Annotated in this window: 16 protein-coding genes; 13 read left to right on the top strand and 3 right to left on the bottom strand. The window is 62.9% G+C overall.

The window, feature by feature from the left end:
* The first annotated feature begins 4 nt into the window (after window positions 1–4).
* The 10 genes from HOP58_RS14715 (at window position 5) to HOP58_RS14670 (ending at window position 11,210) form a co-directional block, all read left to right on the top strand.
* Complete coding sequence (locus tag HOP58_RS14715) at window positions 5–265, top strand: TRAP transporter large permease subunit (protein ID WP_234260769.1); 261 nt, start codon at window positions 5–7, stop codon at window positions 263–265.
* Window positions 262–1,308 (top strand): TRAP transporter large permease, encoded by a 1,047-nt coding sequence (locus HOP58_RS14710; RefSeq protein ID WP_234260768.1) that lies wholly within the window; start codon window positions 262–264, stop codon window positions 1,306–1,308. Before HOP58_RS14715 ends, HOP58_RS14710 begins: the two co-directional genes overlap by 4 nt.
* Before the next feature lie 27 nt (window positions 1,309–1,335).
* Complete coding sequence (locus tag HOP58_RS14705; protein WP_234260743.1) at window positions 1,336–2,595, top strand: M20 family metallo-hydrolase; 1,260 nt, start codon at window positions 1,336–1,338, stop codon at window positions 2,593–2,595.
* A gap of 16 nt (window positions 2,596–2,611) precedes the next feature.
* Window positions 2,612–3,079 (top strand): RidA family protein, encoded by a 468-nt coding sequence (locus HOP58_RS14700; protein ID WP_234254101.1) that lies wholly within the window; start codon window positions 2,612–2,614, stop codon window positions 3,077–3,079.
* Between the two features lie 28 nt (window positions 3,080–3,107).
* Complete coding sequence (locus tag HOP58_RS14695) at window positions 3,108–4,511, top strand: amidase (RefSeq protein WP_234260742.1); 1,404 nt, start codon at window positions 3,108–3,110, stop codon at window positions 4,509–4,511.
* Window positions 4,512–4,785: 274 nt separating this feature from the next.
* Window positions 4,786–6,147 (top strand): HipA domain-containing protein, encoded by a 1,362-nt coding sequence (locus tag HOP58_RS14690; protein ID WP_234260741.1) that lies wholly within the window; start codon window positions 4,786–4,788, stop codon window positions 6,145–6,147.
* Between the two features lie 13 nt (window positions 6,148–6,160).
* On the top strand, window positions 6,161–6,463 hold the full coding sequence (locus HOP58_RS14685) for a helix-turn-helix transcriptional regulator (protein ID WP_191224712.1): 303 nt from the start codon (window positions 6,161–6,163) through the stop codon (window positions 6,461–6,463).
* Between the two features lie 93 nt (window positions 6,464–6,556).
* Window positions 6,557–7,567 (top strand): GSU2403 family nucleotidyltransferase fold protein, encoded by a 1,011-nt coding sequence (locus HOP58_RS14680; RefSeq protein WP_234260740.1) that lies wholly within the window; start codon window positions 6,557–6,559, stop codon window positions 7,565–7,567.
* 162 nt (window positions 7,568–7,729) lie between these two features.
* Entirely contained in the window at window positions 7,730–9,298 is a 1,569-nt protein-coding gene (locus HOP58_RS14675) for an ATP-binding protein (protein ID WP_234260739.1), read from the top strand.
* A 22-nt stretch (window positions 9,299–9,320) separates the two neighbouring features.
* Entirely contained in the window at window positions 9,321–11,210 is a 1,890-nt protein-coding gene (locus HOP58_RS14670; protein ID WP_234260738.1) for an SEC-C metal-binding domain-containing protein, read from the top strand.
* 271 nt (window positions 11,211–11,481) lie between these two features.
* Here HOP58_RS14670 and HOP58_RS14665 read toward each other — a convergent pair whose 3' ends face one another.
* Window positions 11,482–12,270, bottom strand: coding sequence for a glycosyltransferase (locus tag HOP58_RS14665; RefSeq protein ID WP_234260737.1), 789 nt, complete (start codon window positions 12,268–12,270; stop codon window positions 11,482–11,484).
* Window positions 12,271–12,542: 272 nt separating this feature from the next.
* Between HOP58_RS14665 and HOP58_RS14660 the strand changes: the two genes are divergently transcribed.
* The 3 genes from HOP58_RS14660 to HOP58_RS14650 all read left to right on the top strand — a co-directional run bounded on the left by HOP58_RS14660 (window position 12,543) and on the right by HOP58_RS14650 (window position 15,669).
* Window positions 12,543–12,968, top strand: a complete 426-nt coding sequence (locus tag HOP58_RS14660) for a hypothetical protein (RefSeq protein ID WP_234260736.1) — start codon at window positions 12,543–12,545, stop codon at window positions 12,966–12,968.
* Between the two features lie 32 nt (window positions 12,969–13,000).
* Window positions 13,001–14,404 carry an autotransporter outer membrane beta-barrel domain-containing protein gene (locus HOP58_RS14655; protein ID WP_234260735.1) on the top strand — a complete coding sequence of 468 codons (1,404 nt, stop codon included), beginning with the start codon at window positions 13,001–13,003 and terminating at the stop codon, window positions 14,402–14,404.
* A gap of 194 nt (window positions 14,405–14,598) precedes the next feature.
* Window positions 14,599–15,669 (top strand): glycosyltransferase family 9 protein, encoded by a 1,071-nt coding sequence (locus tag HOP58_RS14650; protein WP_234260734.1) that lies wholly within the window; start codon window positions 14,599–14,601, stop codon window positions 15,667–15,669.
* A gap of 67 nt (window positions 15,670–15,736) precedes the next feature.
* Here the strand turns inward: HOP58_RS14650 and HOP58_RS14645 are convergent, their stop codons facing one another.
* Both HOP58_RS14645 and HOP58_RS14640 read right to left on the bottom strand, forming a co-directional pair.
* The gene (locus HOP58_RS14645; RefSeq protein WP_234260733.1) at window positions 15,737–16,846 is read right to left on the bottom strand and encodes a hypothetical protein; all 1,110 of its coding nucleotides are present in this window, start codon (window positions 16,844–16,846) and stop codon (window positions 15,737–15,739) included.
* A complete protein-coding gene (locus HOP58_RS14640; RefSeq protein ID WP_234260732.1) occupies window positions 16,831–18,087 on the bottom strand; it encodes an O-antigen ligase family protein in 1,257 nt (418 codons plus the stop codon). Before HOP58_RS14640 ends, HOP58_RS14645 begins: the two co-directional genes overlap by 16 nt.
* Between the last annotated feature and the right edge of the window lie 27 nt (window positions 18,088–18,114).

Below are 18,114 nucleotides of genomic sequence, written 5' to 3'. Positions count from 1 at the left end.
CCTCATGATTACGGCTCTGCTTCCCATCTTCTTCGCGGTGCTGCTGCTGGGGCTGCCCATTTTCGCTTCACTGGCCTTCGCCGTGTTCCTCGCTATCGACTTCTTCGGCAACACCAATCCGGTGATCGTGCCAATGCGCATGTTCACGGGAATGAACAATTTCTCGCTGATGGCCATCCCCTTCTTCATTCTGGCCGCAGAGCTGATGCGTATCGGCGGCCTGTCGAGTCGACTGATCGACCTGGCCAAGGCCCTGGTCGACTGATCGACCTGGCCAAGGCCCTGGTCGGCTGGGTACCGGGCGGCCTGGCTGCCGCCACGGTGCTTTCGTGCCTGCTGTTCGGCGCCATTTCCGGCTCCAGCCCCGCCACCGTGGTAGCCATCGGCTCGATCATGTTCCCCGCGCTGGTGGCGGCCGGCTACGACAAGCGCTTCGCCATCGGCCTGATCGCCACCGCCGGTACGCTCGGCCCCATCGTGCCGCCCAGCATCGCGTTGATCATCTACGGCTCGGTAACCGGCACCTCGGTCGGGCGCCTGTTCGCAGCAGGCCTGCTGCCGGCCATCCTGATCGCCTCGTTGCTGATCGCCTACTGCATGGTCTATTCCTCGTTCAAGGGCTACGCCCGTGCGCCCTTCCCCACCCTGCGCGAGATCGCTGCCGCGGTGAAGTCCGCCGCCTGGGGGCTGGGGCTCCCGGTCATCCTGCTCGGTGGTATCTACAGCGGCATCTTCACGCCTACCGAATCCGCCGCCGTCGCCTGCATGTATGGTCTCTTCGTCGGCATGGTGGTATATCGCACCATCAGCTGGCGCGAGCTACTCGGCACCCTGCGCAACTCCGGGCTGACCTCGGCCACGCTGCTGCTGATCACCGCGGGCGCCTCGGCCTTCTCCTGGCTATTGGCCATCACCGGCACCCCGACCCAGTTGGCCAGCCAGGTACTCTCACTCACCGACCATCCGGTACAGGTGATGGCACTGTTCAATGTGGTCATGATCGTTGCCGGTTTCTTCCTCGACAGCGCCTCGGCCATCATCGTGCTCTCGCCGCTGCTGCAGCCCATTGCGGCCCAGGTCGGCGTCGACCCGGTGCACTTCGGCATCATCACCCTGGTCAACTTCTCGGTGGGCATGATCACCCCACCCGTGGGCCTCAACCTGTTCGTGGCCATGGCCATCTCGCGGATGTCGCTGCTCGAGGTGTTCCGTGCCTGCATCCCGCTGATCGTGATGATGTTCATCGCCCTGATCGTGCTCACCTACGTACCCTGGTTCAGCACCTGGGTGCCCTCGTTGATCTACTGACGCTCACCAGAAAGAGGAAACCCGAACATGAGTCAAACTCCTTCCCTGGGCGAGCGTCTCGATGGCGAGCTGTTCTGGGCCGACCTACAGGCCCAAGCCGAAATCGGCGCGCTGCACCCGCGGGGGCTGCGCCGCCTGGCGCTCGACGAAAACGACAACCGCGCTCGTTTGTGGTTGATCGACCAGGGCCAGGCGCTGGGCTGTCACGCCTTTCACGACGCCATGGGCAACGTCTTCCTGCGCCGCGAGGGGCAGCAGCCGGAGCTGGCGGCGCTGCTCATCGGCAGCCATATGGACAGCCAACCCAGCGCCGGCAGCTACGATGGCACGCTAGGTGTGGTGGCAGGACTGGCGGTGCTACGCACGCTGCAAGAACAAGGCATCGAGCATGCACGCCCCATCGAAGTGGTGGCCTGGACCAACGAAGAAGGCGCACGTTTTGCGCCCGGAGCCTCCGGCTCCTCCTGGTTCGCCGGCCAGCGCGACGCCGCCACCATCCTAGAAGCCCGTGACGATCAAGGCACCCGCTTTGCCGATGCCCTGGCGGCATGCCTCGCAGAACTCGAGCGGCATGGGGCATCCGCCTTCCGTCCCGCGCCCTTCGTGCCTCATGCCTTCCTCGAACTGCATATCGAGCAGGGCCCGGTGCTGGAGAGTTTGGGCGTGCCGGTGTGCGCCGTCAGCGGCATCCAAGGGGTGAACTGGTACGAGATCGAGGTGCACGGCCAGGCCAATCACGCCGGCACCACGCCGGAAGCCGCACGCCGCGACGCCCTCATGGGCGCCCATGCACTGATCGGCGCACTGCGCGATGCCGTCGCCGGGCAGGACGAACAAGTACGCTTCACCATCGGCAAATTCAGTGTCTCGCCCGGCTCCACCAATACCATTCCACAACGAGCCGATTTCACCATCGACCTGCGCCACCCCAGCCAGGCCGTACTCGAAAGGCTGGATACCGCGTTTCATCGGCTGGCCCAACGCCAGTGGTCCGGCTGCGATGTCAGCCTTAGGGTCACGTCGCGAGTCGCACCGGTGAGCTTCGATCCAGCCCTGGTCGAACTCGCCGACAGCGCCGCGAAGTCGTACAGCCCAAACGCCCCGCAGCTGGTCTCCGGAGCTTTCCACGATGCCATTCACCTGGCACGGGTTTGCCCCACCGTCATGCTGTTTACGCCCTGCCGCGCCGGCATCAGCCACCACCCGGATGAACACATCGAGCGCAGCGACGCCGAAACGGCCGTACGCGCCCTCGCCGACTCCGTCGAAAGACTGCTCAACCCATGACACAAGGACAACGAAAATGACGACCATCGCCCAAGCCGTCGCCGAGCGCGGCCTCACACTGCCGGCCATCCCACAGCCCCGCGGCTATTTCGTGCCCTGGTCGCGGCTCGGCAACCAACTGTTCCTAGCCGGCCAGATCTGCGAGCGCGGCGGCGAAGTGCTATACCCCGGCAAGGTCGGCGCAGAGTTCGATCTCGAAACCGGCAAGCTTGCCGCCCAGGCCTGTGCGCTGAACTTGCTCGCTTCGCTCAGCGATGCCGTGGATGGCAATATCGAGCGTGTGGTGCGCTGCGTGCGGATGAACGGCTTCGTCAACGTGGCACCAGGCTTCCACGACGTGCCGCTGGTCATCAACGGCGCCTCGGAGCTGTTCGTCGACCTGTTCGGCGAAGCCAGCCGCCACGCCCGCACCGCCATTGGCGTGGCAACCCTGCCCGGCAACGCCGCGGTGGAAGTCGAAGCGATCTTCGAGATTCGCGATTGAACAGGGCCTCTTGTCCAGGAGAGACTGCATGACCACGAATTCACCGCTGCTTCAGCCCCTGCGCCAACAGGCCGCTGCCCTGCGTAACGGCACGCTGAGCGCCAGCGAGCTGGCCGAAGCCGCCTGCGCGGCCTACGCCAGCCGAGGCAAGCACGACAACGCCTACCTCACCTGGCAAGGCGAGGCCGCCCTGGCCTTCGCCCGCGCCACCGACGCCCTGATCGCCCAAGGCGGCGACAGCGGCCCGCTGATGGGCATCCCGGTGTCGATCAAGGACATCTACGCCGTGCCCGGCCTGCCCACCTATGCCGGCTCCTCGCGTCGCCTGCCGGAAAGTTGGGAGCGGCCGGGGCCTATCGTCAAGGCACTGCTGGCGCAACTGCCCAGCCTGATGGGAAAGACCCACACCGTGGAGTTCGCCTTCGGCGGACTGGGCACCAACGCCCACTGGGGCGCACCGCGCAACCCCTGGGACAGCCAAGCACACCGCACCCCAGGCGGCTCCAGCTCCGGCGCTGGGGTTTCGCTGATCAGCGGCACCGCCGGCCTGGCGCTGGGTACCGACACCGCCGGCTCGGTGCGTATCCCTGCCAGCATGACCGGCGTTGTCGGCCTCAAGACCACCGCAGGCCGCTGGCCGGCGCAGCAGATCGTGCCGCTCTCCACCACGCTGGACACCCCCGGGCTGCTGGCCCGCCGGGTCGACGACCTGGCCTATGCCTTCGATGCCCTGGATGCGAACCTGAGCCCGCGGCCTTCACGGGTAAGCGCCACCCCAGAGCTGGCCGACCTCACCTTCGGCGTGCCGGAAACCTTCTTCTGGGACGACTGCAGCCCCGGCATTGCCGAAGCCGTGCAACAGGCCATTCGCCAGCTCGAAGCCGCCGGTGCGCGGGTGGTCACCCTGGAACTGCCCAACACCGACGAAGCCTACGAGCTGTTCCAGAAAGGCGGCCTGGCCGCCGCCGAGCTGGCCGCCTTCCTCAAGGCCGAACTGCCCGAAATGGAAGACGCGCTCGACCCCAACGTAGCAGCCCGCGTACGCGCCGCCGACGACATGCCTGCCTGGGAGTACGTGCGGCGCCGCAGCCTGCTCGACAAGCTCTGCGCTGCCGCCGCCGAGCGCATGGGCCAGGTGGATGCCGTACTCACCCCCACCGTGGCCATCACACCGCCCACGCTGGAAAGCCTAGCGCCGGAAGGCGCCTACCCCAAGGCCAACATGAAGGCGTTGCGCAACACCGTGATGGCCAACTTCATGGGGCTGTGCGGGCTGACCCTGCCGGTCGGTCGCGATGCCGCCGGCATGCCGGTCGGGCTGCAAGTACTGGCCGGCCCCTGGCAAGAGGCCCGCCTGCTGGCCATCGGCCAGGCCATCGAGGCCAAGCTGGGCACCGGGCTCGACATCCTGGGCGAACCGCCGGCACCCTGAAGCCCCGCTCCATCCCGGCCGGCACGCCTCGCGTGCCGGCCGGTGGCACAGCATGCGCCCTTCACTTAGCGCATTTTTTCCCTAACGGGAAAAAACTCAGCTCCTCGCCTCCCAACCAGTGAGAATTTTCCCAATCGGGATAATTTCCTCGCGCATGCAAAATGTGCAGCAAGTTGCTCAAATCTTACGTCCTGGCTCAAAATTGAGCATTTAAATACTCAAAAATAAAAATAAAGGCTACAATTGAGCATCATGTTGCTCATATGGCTCAACCATGCAGCTGACGATCCAGATCTACCATGACCAGCGTTGGCACGATGCAGCGCTACTGGAGATACCCCACCCCGAGCGGGGCGTTGATGGCGCTGCGGCGTTGACCTACCTGCAGGAGCATGCTCTTACCTGGCTGTTCCACGACGACGAGCATGCCTGCAGCCTTACGCTGCCGGTGGAACTCATGATGAAGCACCACGCAGAGCGTTGGTTCGGCTTTCTCGAGGACATCATGCCCGCCGGCGCCGGTCGTCGCTACTGGGTGACCCACCTGGGACTGCAAAGCGCCGCTACCGGTGAGCAAGACAGCGCCCTGCTTCGCCATGGCACCATCGCCCCGGTGGGCAACCTGAGGATCAAGGAAGCCGTTCCCCAACGTATCGCCGGCTCGCGCCTGGAAGAGCGCCGCTTCACCCTGCAAGACGTGGTGGAACGCCACGCCGACTTTCTGGAATATGCCCAGCAGATGGGCGCGGCCAGCGGCGGCGCCACCGGTGCAGGTGGCGAGGCGCCCAAGCTGCTCTTGCGCCGCACCGCTGACGACAATGTCTGGATCGACACCTGGCAGGACGACCCGCACAACCGCGACCGCGCCTACCTGGTGAAATTTCCTCGCGGCCAGCGCAGCCAGGACGACTGCGACATTGTGCGCGCCGAATATCACTACTACAGGGAACTGGCGGCTCTGGGCATCGACACCATCGATACCGACGCCATGGAATTGATCGAGGGCGAACGCTACCCCTCGCTGTGGCTACCACGCTTCGATATCGCCATGCGCGAAGAGGGCCAGATTCGTTATGGGCTGGAGTCCATCTATGCCATCTTCGGTGCCGCACCTGGCTCTTACCTCAACCACTTTCAGGTGATTCGCGGCCTGGTCGAGCGGCTCGAACGGCAATACCGCGTCACGCATGGAAAAGGGGGCTTCGATACTGCCGCCTTCGTCAGCGAATGGGTCAAGCGCGACCTGCTCAACGTGGCCTTCGGCAATTCCGACAATCACGGACGCAATGCCGCCCTGCTCAAGCGCCCGGAAGGCATCTGGCACAGCCCCGTTTACGACTTTGCTCCCATGAAAGCCGACCCCGAAGGAGTGACCCGCACTACGCGCTGGGGCTCGCCTTTTGAAGAAGGAGGCGAATTCGACTGGCCCGCCATCGCCAATGCGCTCGACGACCTGGTGCCCGCCTCTCAGCTCATGCAAGAACTTCGAGAGTTGGCCGCCAGACTCTGTGGGTTGCAACAACGGCTCGCGGGGCGCGGCGTGCCCGAGCGCATTCTCACCCTACCGGCCGTAGGCCTGGGCACGCTGGAACGGCGCCTGGAGCGCTGGGGGCTTTTATCAAGGGAAGGTCGATGAACGGGAGCACGCCATGAAGAGGCGCCAACTGAGCCCTGACGAGCGCGAAGCGAAGCTGGTGGCGGTCGTGCGCCAGCTGCTTGCCGAAGAGATCAACGAGGGCGATGCCCTGCGTATCCTGCGGCGGGACGTGCTGGGCCTCTCCCAGGAAGCCTACGCCAAGCTGGTGGGCATCAGCCGGCGCACCCTCTCCGACCTGGAACGCAACCGCGCCAACATCACGCTGGACACCATGAACCGCGTATATCGGCCGCTGGGCCTGAAGGTGGGCCTGCTCCCGCGCCAGCCCGGCATGCTCGAACATGCCCTAACGTAGCGCCAAGCGGCATCAACCGTGTCCCCTAGACTTTAACTAATCATTGATCATAAACTGATTAAAATTAGTTAAAGCCCATCCAGGGGGCTCTCGATGTCCTACCAACGCCTTCAATCCGAGGCATCCCGTGTAGCCGTAAACGCCATTCAGCTCTTCGAGGCACTGGAGCAGCATCGTGCTCAAGCGCGCAAGGTAAAGGGCTCGATGCACTGGAAACACATCAATGGACGAGAGTATCTTTACCGCGCGTACACAGGCGGCAAGAACCACTCTCTCGGCCCGCGCTCCCCCGAAACAGAAGCCATTCAGCAAGCGTTCGAGGCGCAAAAAACGAATTACCATGCCCGAGAACAGTCGCTCAAGGAGCAGCTTCAGCTGCATGCGGCCTATGTACGGGCCAACCGGTTGAACCGCTTCCCCCTGGCCGGCGCCAGGGCGATAAGGGCGCTTCAACGCAAGGAAATCCCTTTCAGGGTAATCGGCACCAACGCCCTGTATGCCTATGAAGCCCGCGCCGGGGTGCTGATCGAGCCCGAGCACCTGGCAACCGCCGATATCGATGTGCTCATGGATGCCCGGCAAGGCTTGAGAATCATCACCGCCCTCGCCGGGGAAACGCTGCTATCGGTGATACGGGCCAGCGACCGATCTTTCCAGCCGCTCACCCAAGCGCCCTACGAGTTTCGTGCTGCCAACGCCAAAGGCTACATGATCGACTTCATCACTCAAGCCGCTGATCCGATGAAGATGAGCGACTTCGAGCGCTATCTGGAAGCGGAAGTCTTGAAACCGGTAGGGATCGACTCGCTAAAGTGGGCCATCGCTTCACCACGCTTCGAGGCCGTCGTCTTCGACGAGAAAGGCATGCCGTTAAGGCTCTCGACCGTGGACCCGCGAGCTTTCGTGCTTCACAAGTGGTATGTCAGTCAGCAGCCCGACCGAGAGCCCCTCAAGCGCCATCGCGATGAGGCCCAGGCACGCCTCGTCGCCACGCTACTACGCGACGAGCTACGCGAGTTCTCGGCAACGCAGGCAGTAGAACGCGCCTTTCCGCATCTCCTCAGGCAGCAGGCCAGCAGTCGACTCGATGAATACGACCTGTAATGACCATGCTGAGCTGACAATGTGGCCAGCCACCCCGCCGGCCCGGCATGCTCGAGCGCGCCCTGACATAGCGCAAGCGCCATGTGCCCTGTTCCCACACAGCCTCAGAGTCACCGGCGTGGTATGCTCAATTCATCATGTTTCCAGCGCAGGAGCGTCGCCGTGTCCGCCCCGTCTCGTCGCAAGCTGCCCATCGGCATCCAGACCTTTTCCGACATCATCGAAGGCGGCTACTACTACGTCGACAAGACCCCACACATCCACCGCCTGATCGAGCAGGGCAAGTACTTCTTCCTCTCGCGCCCGCGCCGCTTCGGCAAGAGCCTGCTGGTGGATACCTTACGCTGCCTGTTCGAAGGCCGGGAGCCACTATTCCAAGGGCTCTACATTCACGACAAGTGGGACTGGCAGAAGCATCACCCGGTCATCCACCTGAGTTTCGCCGACGGCAACCTGCAGGATCGCGCAGCGCTGGACCGGCGGATACGCGACCAGCTGCACATCAACCGCGAACGCCTGGGGCTCACCCTCTCTCGCGATACAGATATCCCGGGAGAGTTTTCCGAGCTGATTCGCCAGGCTAACCAGCATCACGGCCAACGCGTCGTTGTGCTGATCGACGAGTACGACAAGCCGATCCTCGATAACATCACCGAGCCGGAGCGCGCCCGCGAACTACGCGACGGTCTGCGCAACCTCTACAGCGTGCTCAAGGACGCCGACCGTCACCTGCAATTCTGCCTGCTCACCGGGGTCTCCAAGTTCAGCAAGGTCAGCCTATTTTCGGGGCTCAACAACCTCAACGACATCACACTGGACACCGCTCACGCTACCATCTGCGGCTATACCGATGAGGACATCGATACGGTCTTCGCGCCAGAGCTGCCCGGCCTGGACCGCCAGCAGATTCGCCACTGGTACAACGGCTATCGCTGGGGTGGAGAAGCCGTGCCCTCCGTTTACAACCCGTTCGACGTGCTGCTGCTGTTGCAGAAGCGTGAGTTCCGCCCCTACTGGTTCGAGACCGCGACACCCTCCTTTTTGATCGAAGTTCTCAAGGAGCGTGGCGTCTTCACGCCCCGTCTCGACCGAGTGCAGGCCAAGGCACAGCTACTGGGCCGCTTCGATGTCGACGACATGACCACCGAAGGGCTGTTGTTCCAGACCGGCTATCTCACCATCAAGAAATGGGAAGAGCCGATACTGGGCTACCATCTCTACACGCTGGGCTTCCCCAATCAAGAGGTCGAGGCCAGCCTCAACGAGCTGCTGCTGCCAGCGCTTGGCATTTCGGACTCAACCATGCAGGAGACCCAACTGGGGTTGCTGGACGTGCTCAAAGCTCACGATCTGGCAGCACTGGAAACCCACCTCAAGGCCCTCTACGCCGGCCTGCCCCACGACTGGTACCGCAACAATCCAATCGCCAAGTACGAAGGACACTATGCAAGCGTCTTTTACAGCCACTTCGCCGCGCTGGGTGTGAGCGTGACGGTGGAGGACGCCAGCCACACCGGCAAGGTGGACATGACCGTCGATTTCGACGGCCACCTCTACCTGTTCGAATTCAAGGTGGTCGAGCAATTGCCTCAAGGGAAGGCGCTGCAGCAGCTCCAGCAGAAGGGCTACGCCGACAAATACCGCGGCCAGGGCAAGCCCATCCACCTGATCGGCGTCGAATTCTCCCGCGAGCGGCGCCAGATCGTCGCCTTCGATGTCGCGGCGGCTTGAGAAAGAGGAAAAAGTGAGAGACATGCAATACGACGAACTACCAGCTATCCACCAAGAGTTGGAAGAGGCCGTCAACCATTTCGTGCAAGCCTCGGTATGGTACATCCTGCGGCACCAGAACGCCGAGCGCTTCCTCCAGGCAGTGCCCGAGATCGCCAGCATCACGAAAGTGACCGACTGGTTCGATGCCGCCATGCCATTCTGGGATATCGGGCGCTCGATCTGGAACGTCACCCCGCAGCCTGCCCACGGCTTCCGCCCACAGCCTATCGCCGAGCCACAGCGCAACGCCCCCTGCCCCTGCGGCTCGGGCAAGAAGTACAAGCGCTGCTGCCAGCAGCTGGCGTCGGCTCACACCATGAGCCTGACCGAGGAGATGCCGGTCATTCACATGGCGGTATCTATGTTCACCCAACAGCAGTGCCAGGCCGCCGCGCGATCGGCTCCGCCGAAAGTGCGTTTGGCGGTGGCGCAAAGGGAGCTCGACGACAACCATCCCGGCAAGGCCCGCAACCAGCTACTGGCCCTGCTGCGCAAGGGCGGGCTGGAATCCGACCTACAGCAGCATGCCGTTGGCCTGTTGAGTGAAACCTACGAGCAACTTGGCCACCATATCGCGGGTCAGAAGGCTTTCCACCAACTCCTGCCCTCGCTCGAGCCGCCTGCTGCCTCAGAGGCGCTATGCTGGCTCAGCGCCGAGGCGGTGAAAGATGGCAACCCAGATCAAGCCATGCTCCATGTCCTGCAGGCGGAAGCGCTCGATCCGGGAAGCCTCGGTGTCGCGCTGCACAAGATTCTCTCTCTGCGTGCCCTGGGGGCAGACGCCGAGGCCCAACGCGCCGCTCAGGAGTGGCTACCCCTCGCCCGGGAGCTCGGCAACGATGAGGCTATCGCATTCTTCGAAGCGCAGGCGCGTCTGGCTACCATGGAACCGCCTGACTACGATGATCCTCTCCTGACCGAGCCAGCAGCCGACGAACCGGCGCCCGGCGACGATAAGGACACACGATTGCTCTTCGGCGCGCCGGACGAAAAACTGCAAGCGGTCACGCAGCAGCTCATTCGCGCCATCAACCAGCCGCTCTACCCTGTGCGTTTCGAGCCCGGCCCACCGGAGCCCGACATCGGCGCCGACAGCCAAGTGCTGATACTGCCGCCACAGGTGGAAAAGGCAGAAGGTGTGCTCTACAGCACCCCGGAAGGCATCGACCCGCTCGACATCGCGCTGATCCGCCAGCATCCCGCGCTGCTGCAGAGCGCCGCCTTCATCGAACAGCTCGGCGACTACGCCGGCAGCCCGATGAACCGTGTACAGCAGGCCTTCAATGATGCGCTGGGCCAGCAAAGAGAGCGTTTGATCGAGCACATTCTCGCAGCACTGTCTCAAGGGGCAACGTTGAGCTGGGGCTGGATCGAGCATCGCCCGTTACTGCGGATGATGGTTAACCAGGCCTTGGTCAAGCTCGAAGGAGCCGAACCGGATACAGACGCCGCCATTGCACTGCTCACCCGCGTGCTGGCGCTATGCCCGCAGGACAATTTCGGCGTCAGGGCACTTCTGATCAACGAGCTGCTGCGTCAACACCGAGCCGCCGAGGCCCTGGCCATTGCCGAGCGCTACCATGCTGGTGACCACCTTGCCGATACCCACTACGGCCGCGTCCTCGCCCTGGTACAACTCAACCGCTTGTATGAGGCCGAAAAAGCGCTGCAGGTCGCCCACCGGGCACTGCCCAAGGTGCTCACCTACCTGATTTCCAGCAAGCGCAAGCCGCCCAAGCTGGACCCCACCGGCATGACCATAGGCGGCGCCGACCAAGCCTGGTACTACCGTGAAGCCATGCGCGAGGTATTTGCCGCCACGCCCGGCATGCTGGCCTGGATGGAGAAGATCCGCAAGCGCTTCAGATGAAGCGCACGTGGCCGAGGCAATGCCCAAATCAAGGAGCAGCTTCAATTGCATGCCGCCCATGTTCGAGCCAGCTGAACCGTTTCCCCATGGCCGGTGCCAGGGCTGATTCTCGAACTCAAAAGGGTCTATGGCCACGGGCATATGCTGGCAGCATGAGATACCACCGAAAGCACCATTGCGCTATTGGCCATCCGCCTGATCGGTGTCGAGTTCTCCCGAGAGCGACGGCAGATCGTCGCCTTCGATATCGAGCCGGCTTGACGAAGCCCCACTACCGCTTGCGCACCACGTCGACCTGGTACTGCTCCCTGGTCCACTTGCCCTGGGGCTTGTCGATGTACTGAAAGTACTCGTTGGTGAAGTTGCCCTGGTTGCAGGTGTAGCGGTAGGAAGCCGTGCGTACCTCGTCACGGGGCAGCACCTCGTTGTAAACCGTGGGGCCGGTGAGGTGAAAGATGCCCTTGTCCTCGTCGCTCTCGATGTTGGCGTAGATGGCGTCGATCACCTTTTGCAGGTGCGGGTTGTTGGGCTTGCTGGCAATGAAGTAGTTGCTGATGTCGCCACGCTTGGTGGTGACGAACAGCTCATCCATCTCCGGCTTGACGATCCGCGCCAGCGGCCACACCGCGTGGGCGTCGATATCCAGATACACCCCGCCGTGCTTCTGCAGTACCAGTACTCGCCAGAAATCGGCCTGGGCCGCCCCTACCTGCAACCGCGAGAAGGCCTCATGGATCTCGCCCGGATAGTTCTCCTCGATGAACCTGGCCCGCGCCTCGGTGATCATGAAGCGATACTCGAAGCTCGGCGCCATCAGGCGGTTGAACAGGTAGTTCAGGTAGACCGGCAGCGTGGCCTGATCGGTGAAGTTGGTCTGCCAGATGATGCGCGGCACCTTGGCCGGCTTGCTCGACTGCCACCACGGCGCGGCGCGCTCGGGAATGGTGAACCGCTTGTTGGGGAAGAGGTAGTGGAAGGGATAGGCCGCCAGCTTCGTCACGTTGGCCAACAGCTTCACGACTCTGGCGAAGGCCAGTACACCGATGTTTTTCAAGCTCATCCCCTTTCGAGAAAACCCCAGCTACGACACGCCCCAGGCCGTACGGTTCCGGGAAAGCGGCTTACTCTACCATGCCCTCGCCAAGGGAGAGAACCAACCGGCGGCCGGCGACACACAAGGCCAATCAACATTAAAGTCACCTCGCCCGGCTGCCGATACCTTGGAGAGCGGCAACCGTTTGCCTGCTTTCACTGCACCATGGCCGAGATCGATGACGACAAAAAAACAAGACTCCCCTGTTTTGCCAAACCCTGCTTGCCTCCGCTACCGCTTTGGCCACCGCGCCCCTGGCCGCCACGGCCCAGGCCGGCAGCCTCACCGAGTTCACCCTCACGGATGGCCACCCCAACGTCGGTACCATGTCGATCGACTGGGAGAGAATGAGCACCGCCAACTTGCGCGACGTCCCGCTCGCCACGGGCCCCAACACCTTTCGCTACGTGGGTCAGCAATTCATCGTCAACACCGCCGGCGATTACCTGCTTGGCCAAACGGCCGCCCCGGTCGATACCGTCTTGCTGATCTTCGAAGGCGCTTTCGATGCCAACCAGCCGGGTAACGGCTGGATAACGGGCAACGACGACTGGATACACCAGCTCGACGGCTCCGACCTTTCCAGCGACCTGACAGCAGCCGGCATCACGCTGGTCTCCTGCTCTTCGGATTCTCAGCAACGCCCCCAGCGCTGCCCGCCCTGAAACTGACGCTAGAGGGCAATACGCGATACACCGTGGTGATCAGTACCTACAACCCCGACATGGAGATCGGCTTTCCGCAATCCTTCTTCGTGCATGGGCCCGATTTCGTCATGCTGGTAGGTCGCGACGGAATCTTCGAAGCCCCGGTAGAGGGCCAGCGCAGCCAGCCCGGCGGCGCCTACCTGGATCGGGTCGTCAACGAACTCGGCCTGCAAGACCCCAACAGCCCGCTCGTCCTGGCACTGCAGAGCCTTGCCACCCTGGACGAATCGCAGCGCGCTCGGTTCGTCGAGAGCATGAGCTCCAACGTTGCCCGCGACGGCATGCGCGACGCCACTCTGAATGCCGGCCGCAGCATGTTGAATACCGTGGGCAAACGCTTCAGCAGCACCGGCCTGGGCGGCCAGATGAGCCGCGGCCTGGTGGCGCCCTTCACCTTCGCCGGGCATACCGCCGGCCGTCAGCTGGAAGGCGGTACCGTACTGGGCATGATGCCCGGCAACGACCCACGAAGCAGCATCTTGCAGTACGGCGACCATGACTCGCTGGAAGGCTTGCTTGGCCTGGCCTCCCAGCTTTCGCACCAGGGGAGTTCCCGGGTTGGCCACAGCAGCAATTGGGCCGAAGGCTTCGTCAGCCGTGGTAGCGGTGACCACTACGATTACCGCACCCACGGCGCCCTGTTCGGCATGGACCGGCGCTTCGACGAACACTGGCTGGGCGGGCTGTTCATCGGCGTCGGCCAGGGTCGGGTACAGGGCGACGACGCCGCAAATGCCCGCACCGAGATCGACAGCGTTACCACCGGCGTGTACACCGCGCGTAGGCAGGGCAACGTCATCCTCGACGCCACCCTGCTTGCCGGCTTCAGCGACAACGAACATCGTCGCGAAGTGGCCGGCCTGACAACCGAGGTAGTGGAAGGCAGCAACCGCGGCGAAGAAGTGACCCTGGGGCTGGGCGCCAGCTACGTGATCGAGCGCGGAGACGGGCTGGAATTGGTGCCCCACGCCAGGCTGATGCACAGCTGGCTGCACCAGAGCGCTTACGAGGAAAGCGGCGATTCGGCGCTCACCATGACCTACGGTTCACAGCGCCAGCAAGTGTGGCGCACCAGCCTGGGCCTGGATGCCGGACAGCTACTGCGCCAAACCGAGCAGACCTCCATCCTATGGACCGGCGGCCTGGCCTGGGGCATGCGCGCACATTCCGGCGGCAGCACCCACGCCACGCTCAGCGCCGATACCACCGGCGACAGCTTCGTCATTTCGCCCGACAACCGCACGGTGCACTCTGCCGATATCAACAGCGGCCTGCGCTGGGAACGGGAACTGAACGGCAACAGCAGTTTAGCGTTCAGCGGTAGCTACGAAGGTTCGTTCTCGAACCGCGAAACCGAGCATGGGGCTCGCCTTACGGTAGGCTACCACTGGTAACAGAATGCCGTGCGTGACCGACCCGTGACGATGCCTCATATCGTCACCGGCCGGTTTCTCATGCGTGGTTAACCCGCCAACCATACTCCCGGCGTATTGAGAACACACCTTTAGCATGCTTTACTCTTCTGCGCAGCATGGGGGGGCCAAGCTGCGTAAAAGCCGCAGCGGTTTCGATATCCAGGACGAAATCAATGAACCGCAGACGCGTGGGCCGGTACCTGCTGGAAGCATGGTACGACTACCAGCCCGAGCCTTTCGATCCGGGCGCCATCCGCTCGGCCGTTATCTTCATGCCCAAATCCATCGGCGACGGCATGGGCATCTATCCGGTAATACGTGCCCTGCAGGCACGCGGCGTCGAGTGGCTGGGTATCGTTGCCTCACACCGTAGCGCCCCGGTTTACGAGGCGCTCAAGCCGGAAGGCGTCGAGGTATTCGAGGTTTCGCACGACCGCGACTACCGCGCCGTACGCGGCATCGCCAGGGAAATTCGCCGCTCAAGAGGCCAGATAGACCTGTGCGTAGAAGCCACCACGCTGATCTCCTCGCCTTCCATCTACTTCGTCGGCACACTGCGGGCACGCATGAACCTGCAGCTCAGCGGCTCGCGCATGAAGCTGTATGCCCCACTGTGCAACCAGCACGCAGCACATTATCAGGAAGCCTCACCGCCACAGAATTGGGCATGGCTGATGCGCGATGCCGGCATTGCCGAGGTACCCGGCCGCTTCGAGCTCCCCGTACCCGCCGCCGTGGAAAATGAAGTGAAGCCCTGGCTCGATGACTTGCTCGATAACTCGGGCCCCTACCTGGTGTTCAACCTGGATGGCAGCGTGCGCGAAAGGCAAATATCGCTGGCCAAGGCGAGGGAAATGATTCCGGAAATACACCGCGCCCAGGGGCTGGCCATCGTGATCCCTTTCGACCCCGCCGGGCGCGCAAAGGCCGAGGCACTGGCCGAGGAATTTCCCTACGTGCACGCCTACCCCGGCGAGCCCAGCATTCTGCGCACGGCCGTGATGATCAAGCACGCCCGGCTACTGATTTCACCCAATACGGCCGCCATTCATATTGCCAGCGCCTACGACATCCCTACCCTGGGGCTCTACCACAGGTTGGAACCGGTATGGCGACCGCGCGCAAGCGCCAACGTGGTAACGCTGATAAAAGGGCCGCTGGCCGAACTTCCGCTTTCGCAGTGCATGAACGCGCTGGATAAGCTGAACCAAACCCTTCGGAACTCTCCACCCAAGCAAGCATGAATGCCTGTCGATCAATGGCTGCCCGCCATTGGCCGACGGCCATGGTCATGCGAGGTGTCATGACAAGTCAGGCGGAAGTCGCCGCTGCCTGGCCTCCATGCGGGGGTTGCAGCGCTGCGGAGAAGGCACAGAATTCCGTTTCCAGACGCGCCCAATCCAACCGATTCACGTCCAGCGGCTCACTGGGCTCGGCCAGAAAATTCACCGAAAGCGGATGCCGGCTGTGCCAGTCATCACGATCCGCCGGGTCGAAGGGGAACAGCACGAAGGAAGGCACACCCAAGCCATCGGCCATGTGCACCGTGGCGGTAATACCGGAAACCAGCGCATCGGCTCGGGCAATCAGTTCGATGTTGTCGTAGATGGTCTGCGTTTCGGGCAAACAGAAAACCCGTTCGTCCGCCATCTGCCGGCACAGCCCCTCGACTTCCTGCTGCTTGCCCGGCGCCGAAAGCACGCACACGTCGTGCTCGGAGAGCTGGTTCAGCAACAGCTCGATCAAGCGCTTTGCGGTTTCCAGGTTCAAGCTGCGCGCACTGCCCTTGCTGTAGGCATTCAAGCAAACGAATGGGCGACGCCCCTGAAGAAAGGCCGACACACTCTTCTCGCTTTGCTCCTCGCGCGGCACGATATAGCGGGTATCCGCACCCTGCACCCCGCAGCGCTCGAGCAGGGAAAGGTACTTCTCGGCAAAATGCTTGCCCCGAGTGGCCGCCCCCAGCTTGAGATCCACCAGGCCTACGCTGTCGTCCAGCCCGGCAATGTGCGTCGCCTGCAGCTGGCTGAGCAGATACACCGCCCGATGATTGGCCAGATGGCTGAAGAACACCACCAGATCGACCGGGCCGATCCGCCTGGCCAAGCGACGGATCTCACCATAGCCGGGGCGCTTCTTCGTCTCGTGTACGGCATCGACACCGAACTGGTCGCGAAACATCGGCCCCATTTCGGAAGTTGCAATCACCTCTACCGAGATACCGTGGCGCTGGAGCTCACGCGGCACGAAGGAGAACACCACCGAATCGCCCCATTTCGCATCCCAACGAACGAACAGCACCCGGCGCAGCCCTTCCAGCCGCTCCACCTCCGGTTTTTCCCGGTCGAAAAAACGGGACACGATGGCACGACGCGTATCGTCCCGCCAGGCGCGAATTCTGTGGGTCAAGGCTCCGGGCATGCCAGGGCTCCCTTTCTCGAATGTTCGATGGCCAGTACCAGCAGCAGCACCTGCATGTAGCTGTAGAAGGTCACCATGAGCTCATGGTTGATGGCCACTTCCGTCAAGCAGTAAAGCGCGAAACCACTGGTGAATACCAGCGCCGTCAAGGCGTAGCCATTGCTGCGGTCTCGCCGATAGAGCCGCAAGTGGTACACCCCCGGCGCCACCAGAAACCCCGCCAGCGCGATGAGGCCGAGCAACCCGCCGGTGGCCGCCATCTCGAAATACTGGCTGTGAGCATGGCCCCGGCTTACCGTGCCCACCCAGCGAGTCAGCTCGCCCTGCTCGATCATCTCGACGATTTGCGCCTCACGCTCCACGTAGGTCAGACCGATCAACGGGCGCTCGGCAAAGGCATGGGAAGCCGCTTTCCACAGCTGCAGCCGCCCACCGCTGGATACTGCCGCTCCCACATCGCCCTGTACCAGATTGACCACCTCATCAATGGTGTAGTGAACTCGCCGCTCTATTGCCGGCACCGTGGCATAGGCCAGCAGCGAGAGCAGCACCATGCTAACCAGGGCCGCAACCGGCACCTTCCAGCCCAGCCGGTCGGCGTTCAGCAGCATCAACAGCACCATCAGCACTGGAATGGCCAGAATCCCCCCGCGCGCCAGGGTCATCACACAGGCCACCAACACCGCAATGCCCGCCGCTATCAGCCACGCCTTGCGCACGGAGCCACGCACCAGCGCCAATGCCAAAAAGCCCATGGCACAGCTGAGATAGCCGAAATTGATACTGAACAGGAAACCGTCGATACGCCTCTCCCCCAGCCACAGCAGCTGATACATGCCCAGCAGGAAGGCCCCCAAGCTGCCCACGATCACACCCCACTCCAGCCAGGTACGAAAGCGCGGCAGCGCCACCGGCTCCACCAGGTGTCGCAGCATCAGGTAGATCGGCACCATGGCCAGCATATGGAACCCAGGCGAGAGGTAGCGCGAGCTGTAACCGCTGAGCACGAACACCGGCAGATGAGAGAGCAGATAGAGGCTCAATAGCCCCACCACCGCCCAATCGAAACGCGTCACGTGCAGAGTGGCCCGATGGGTGATGAGGTAGCCGATGGCGTAAAGCATCAGCAAGGCGGCGAAGATCTGGCTGCGTATGGGGGTGGCGATCAGTACCGCCACAATCAGGAACAGCGCGGCAAGATTGAGCCTAACGGCCATGGGGGGAGAGAAAAAACGATTCATGATCACCCTGAAGCATGAGCAGGAGCA

Source organism: Halomonas sp. MCCC 1A11062 (assembly GCF_021404355.1).
In the GTDB taxonomy this organism is placed as follows: Bacteria; Pseudomonadota; Gammaproteobacteria; order Pseudomonadales; family Halomonadaceae; genus Halomonas; species Halomonas aerodenitrificans.
Note: the sequence above shows the minus strand (reverse complement) of the source record. Positions and strands in the feature narration are given on the sequence as shown.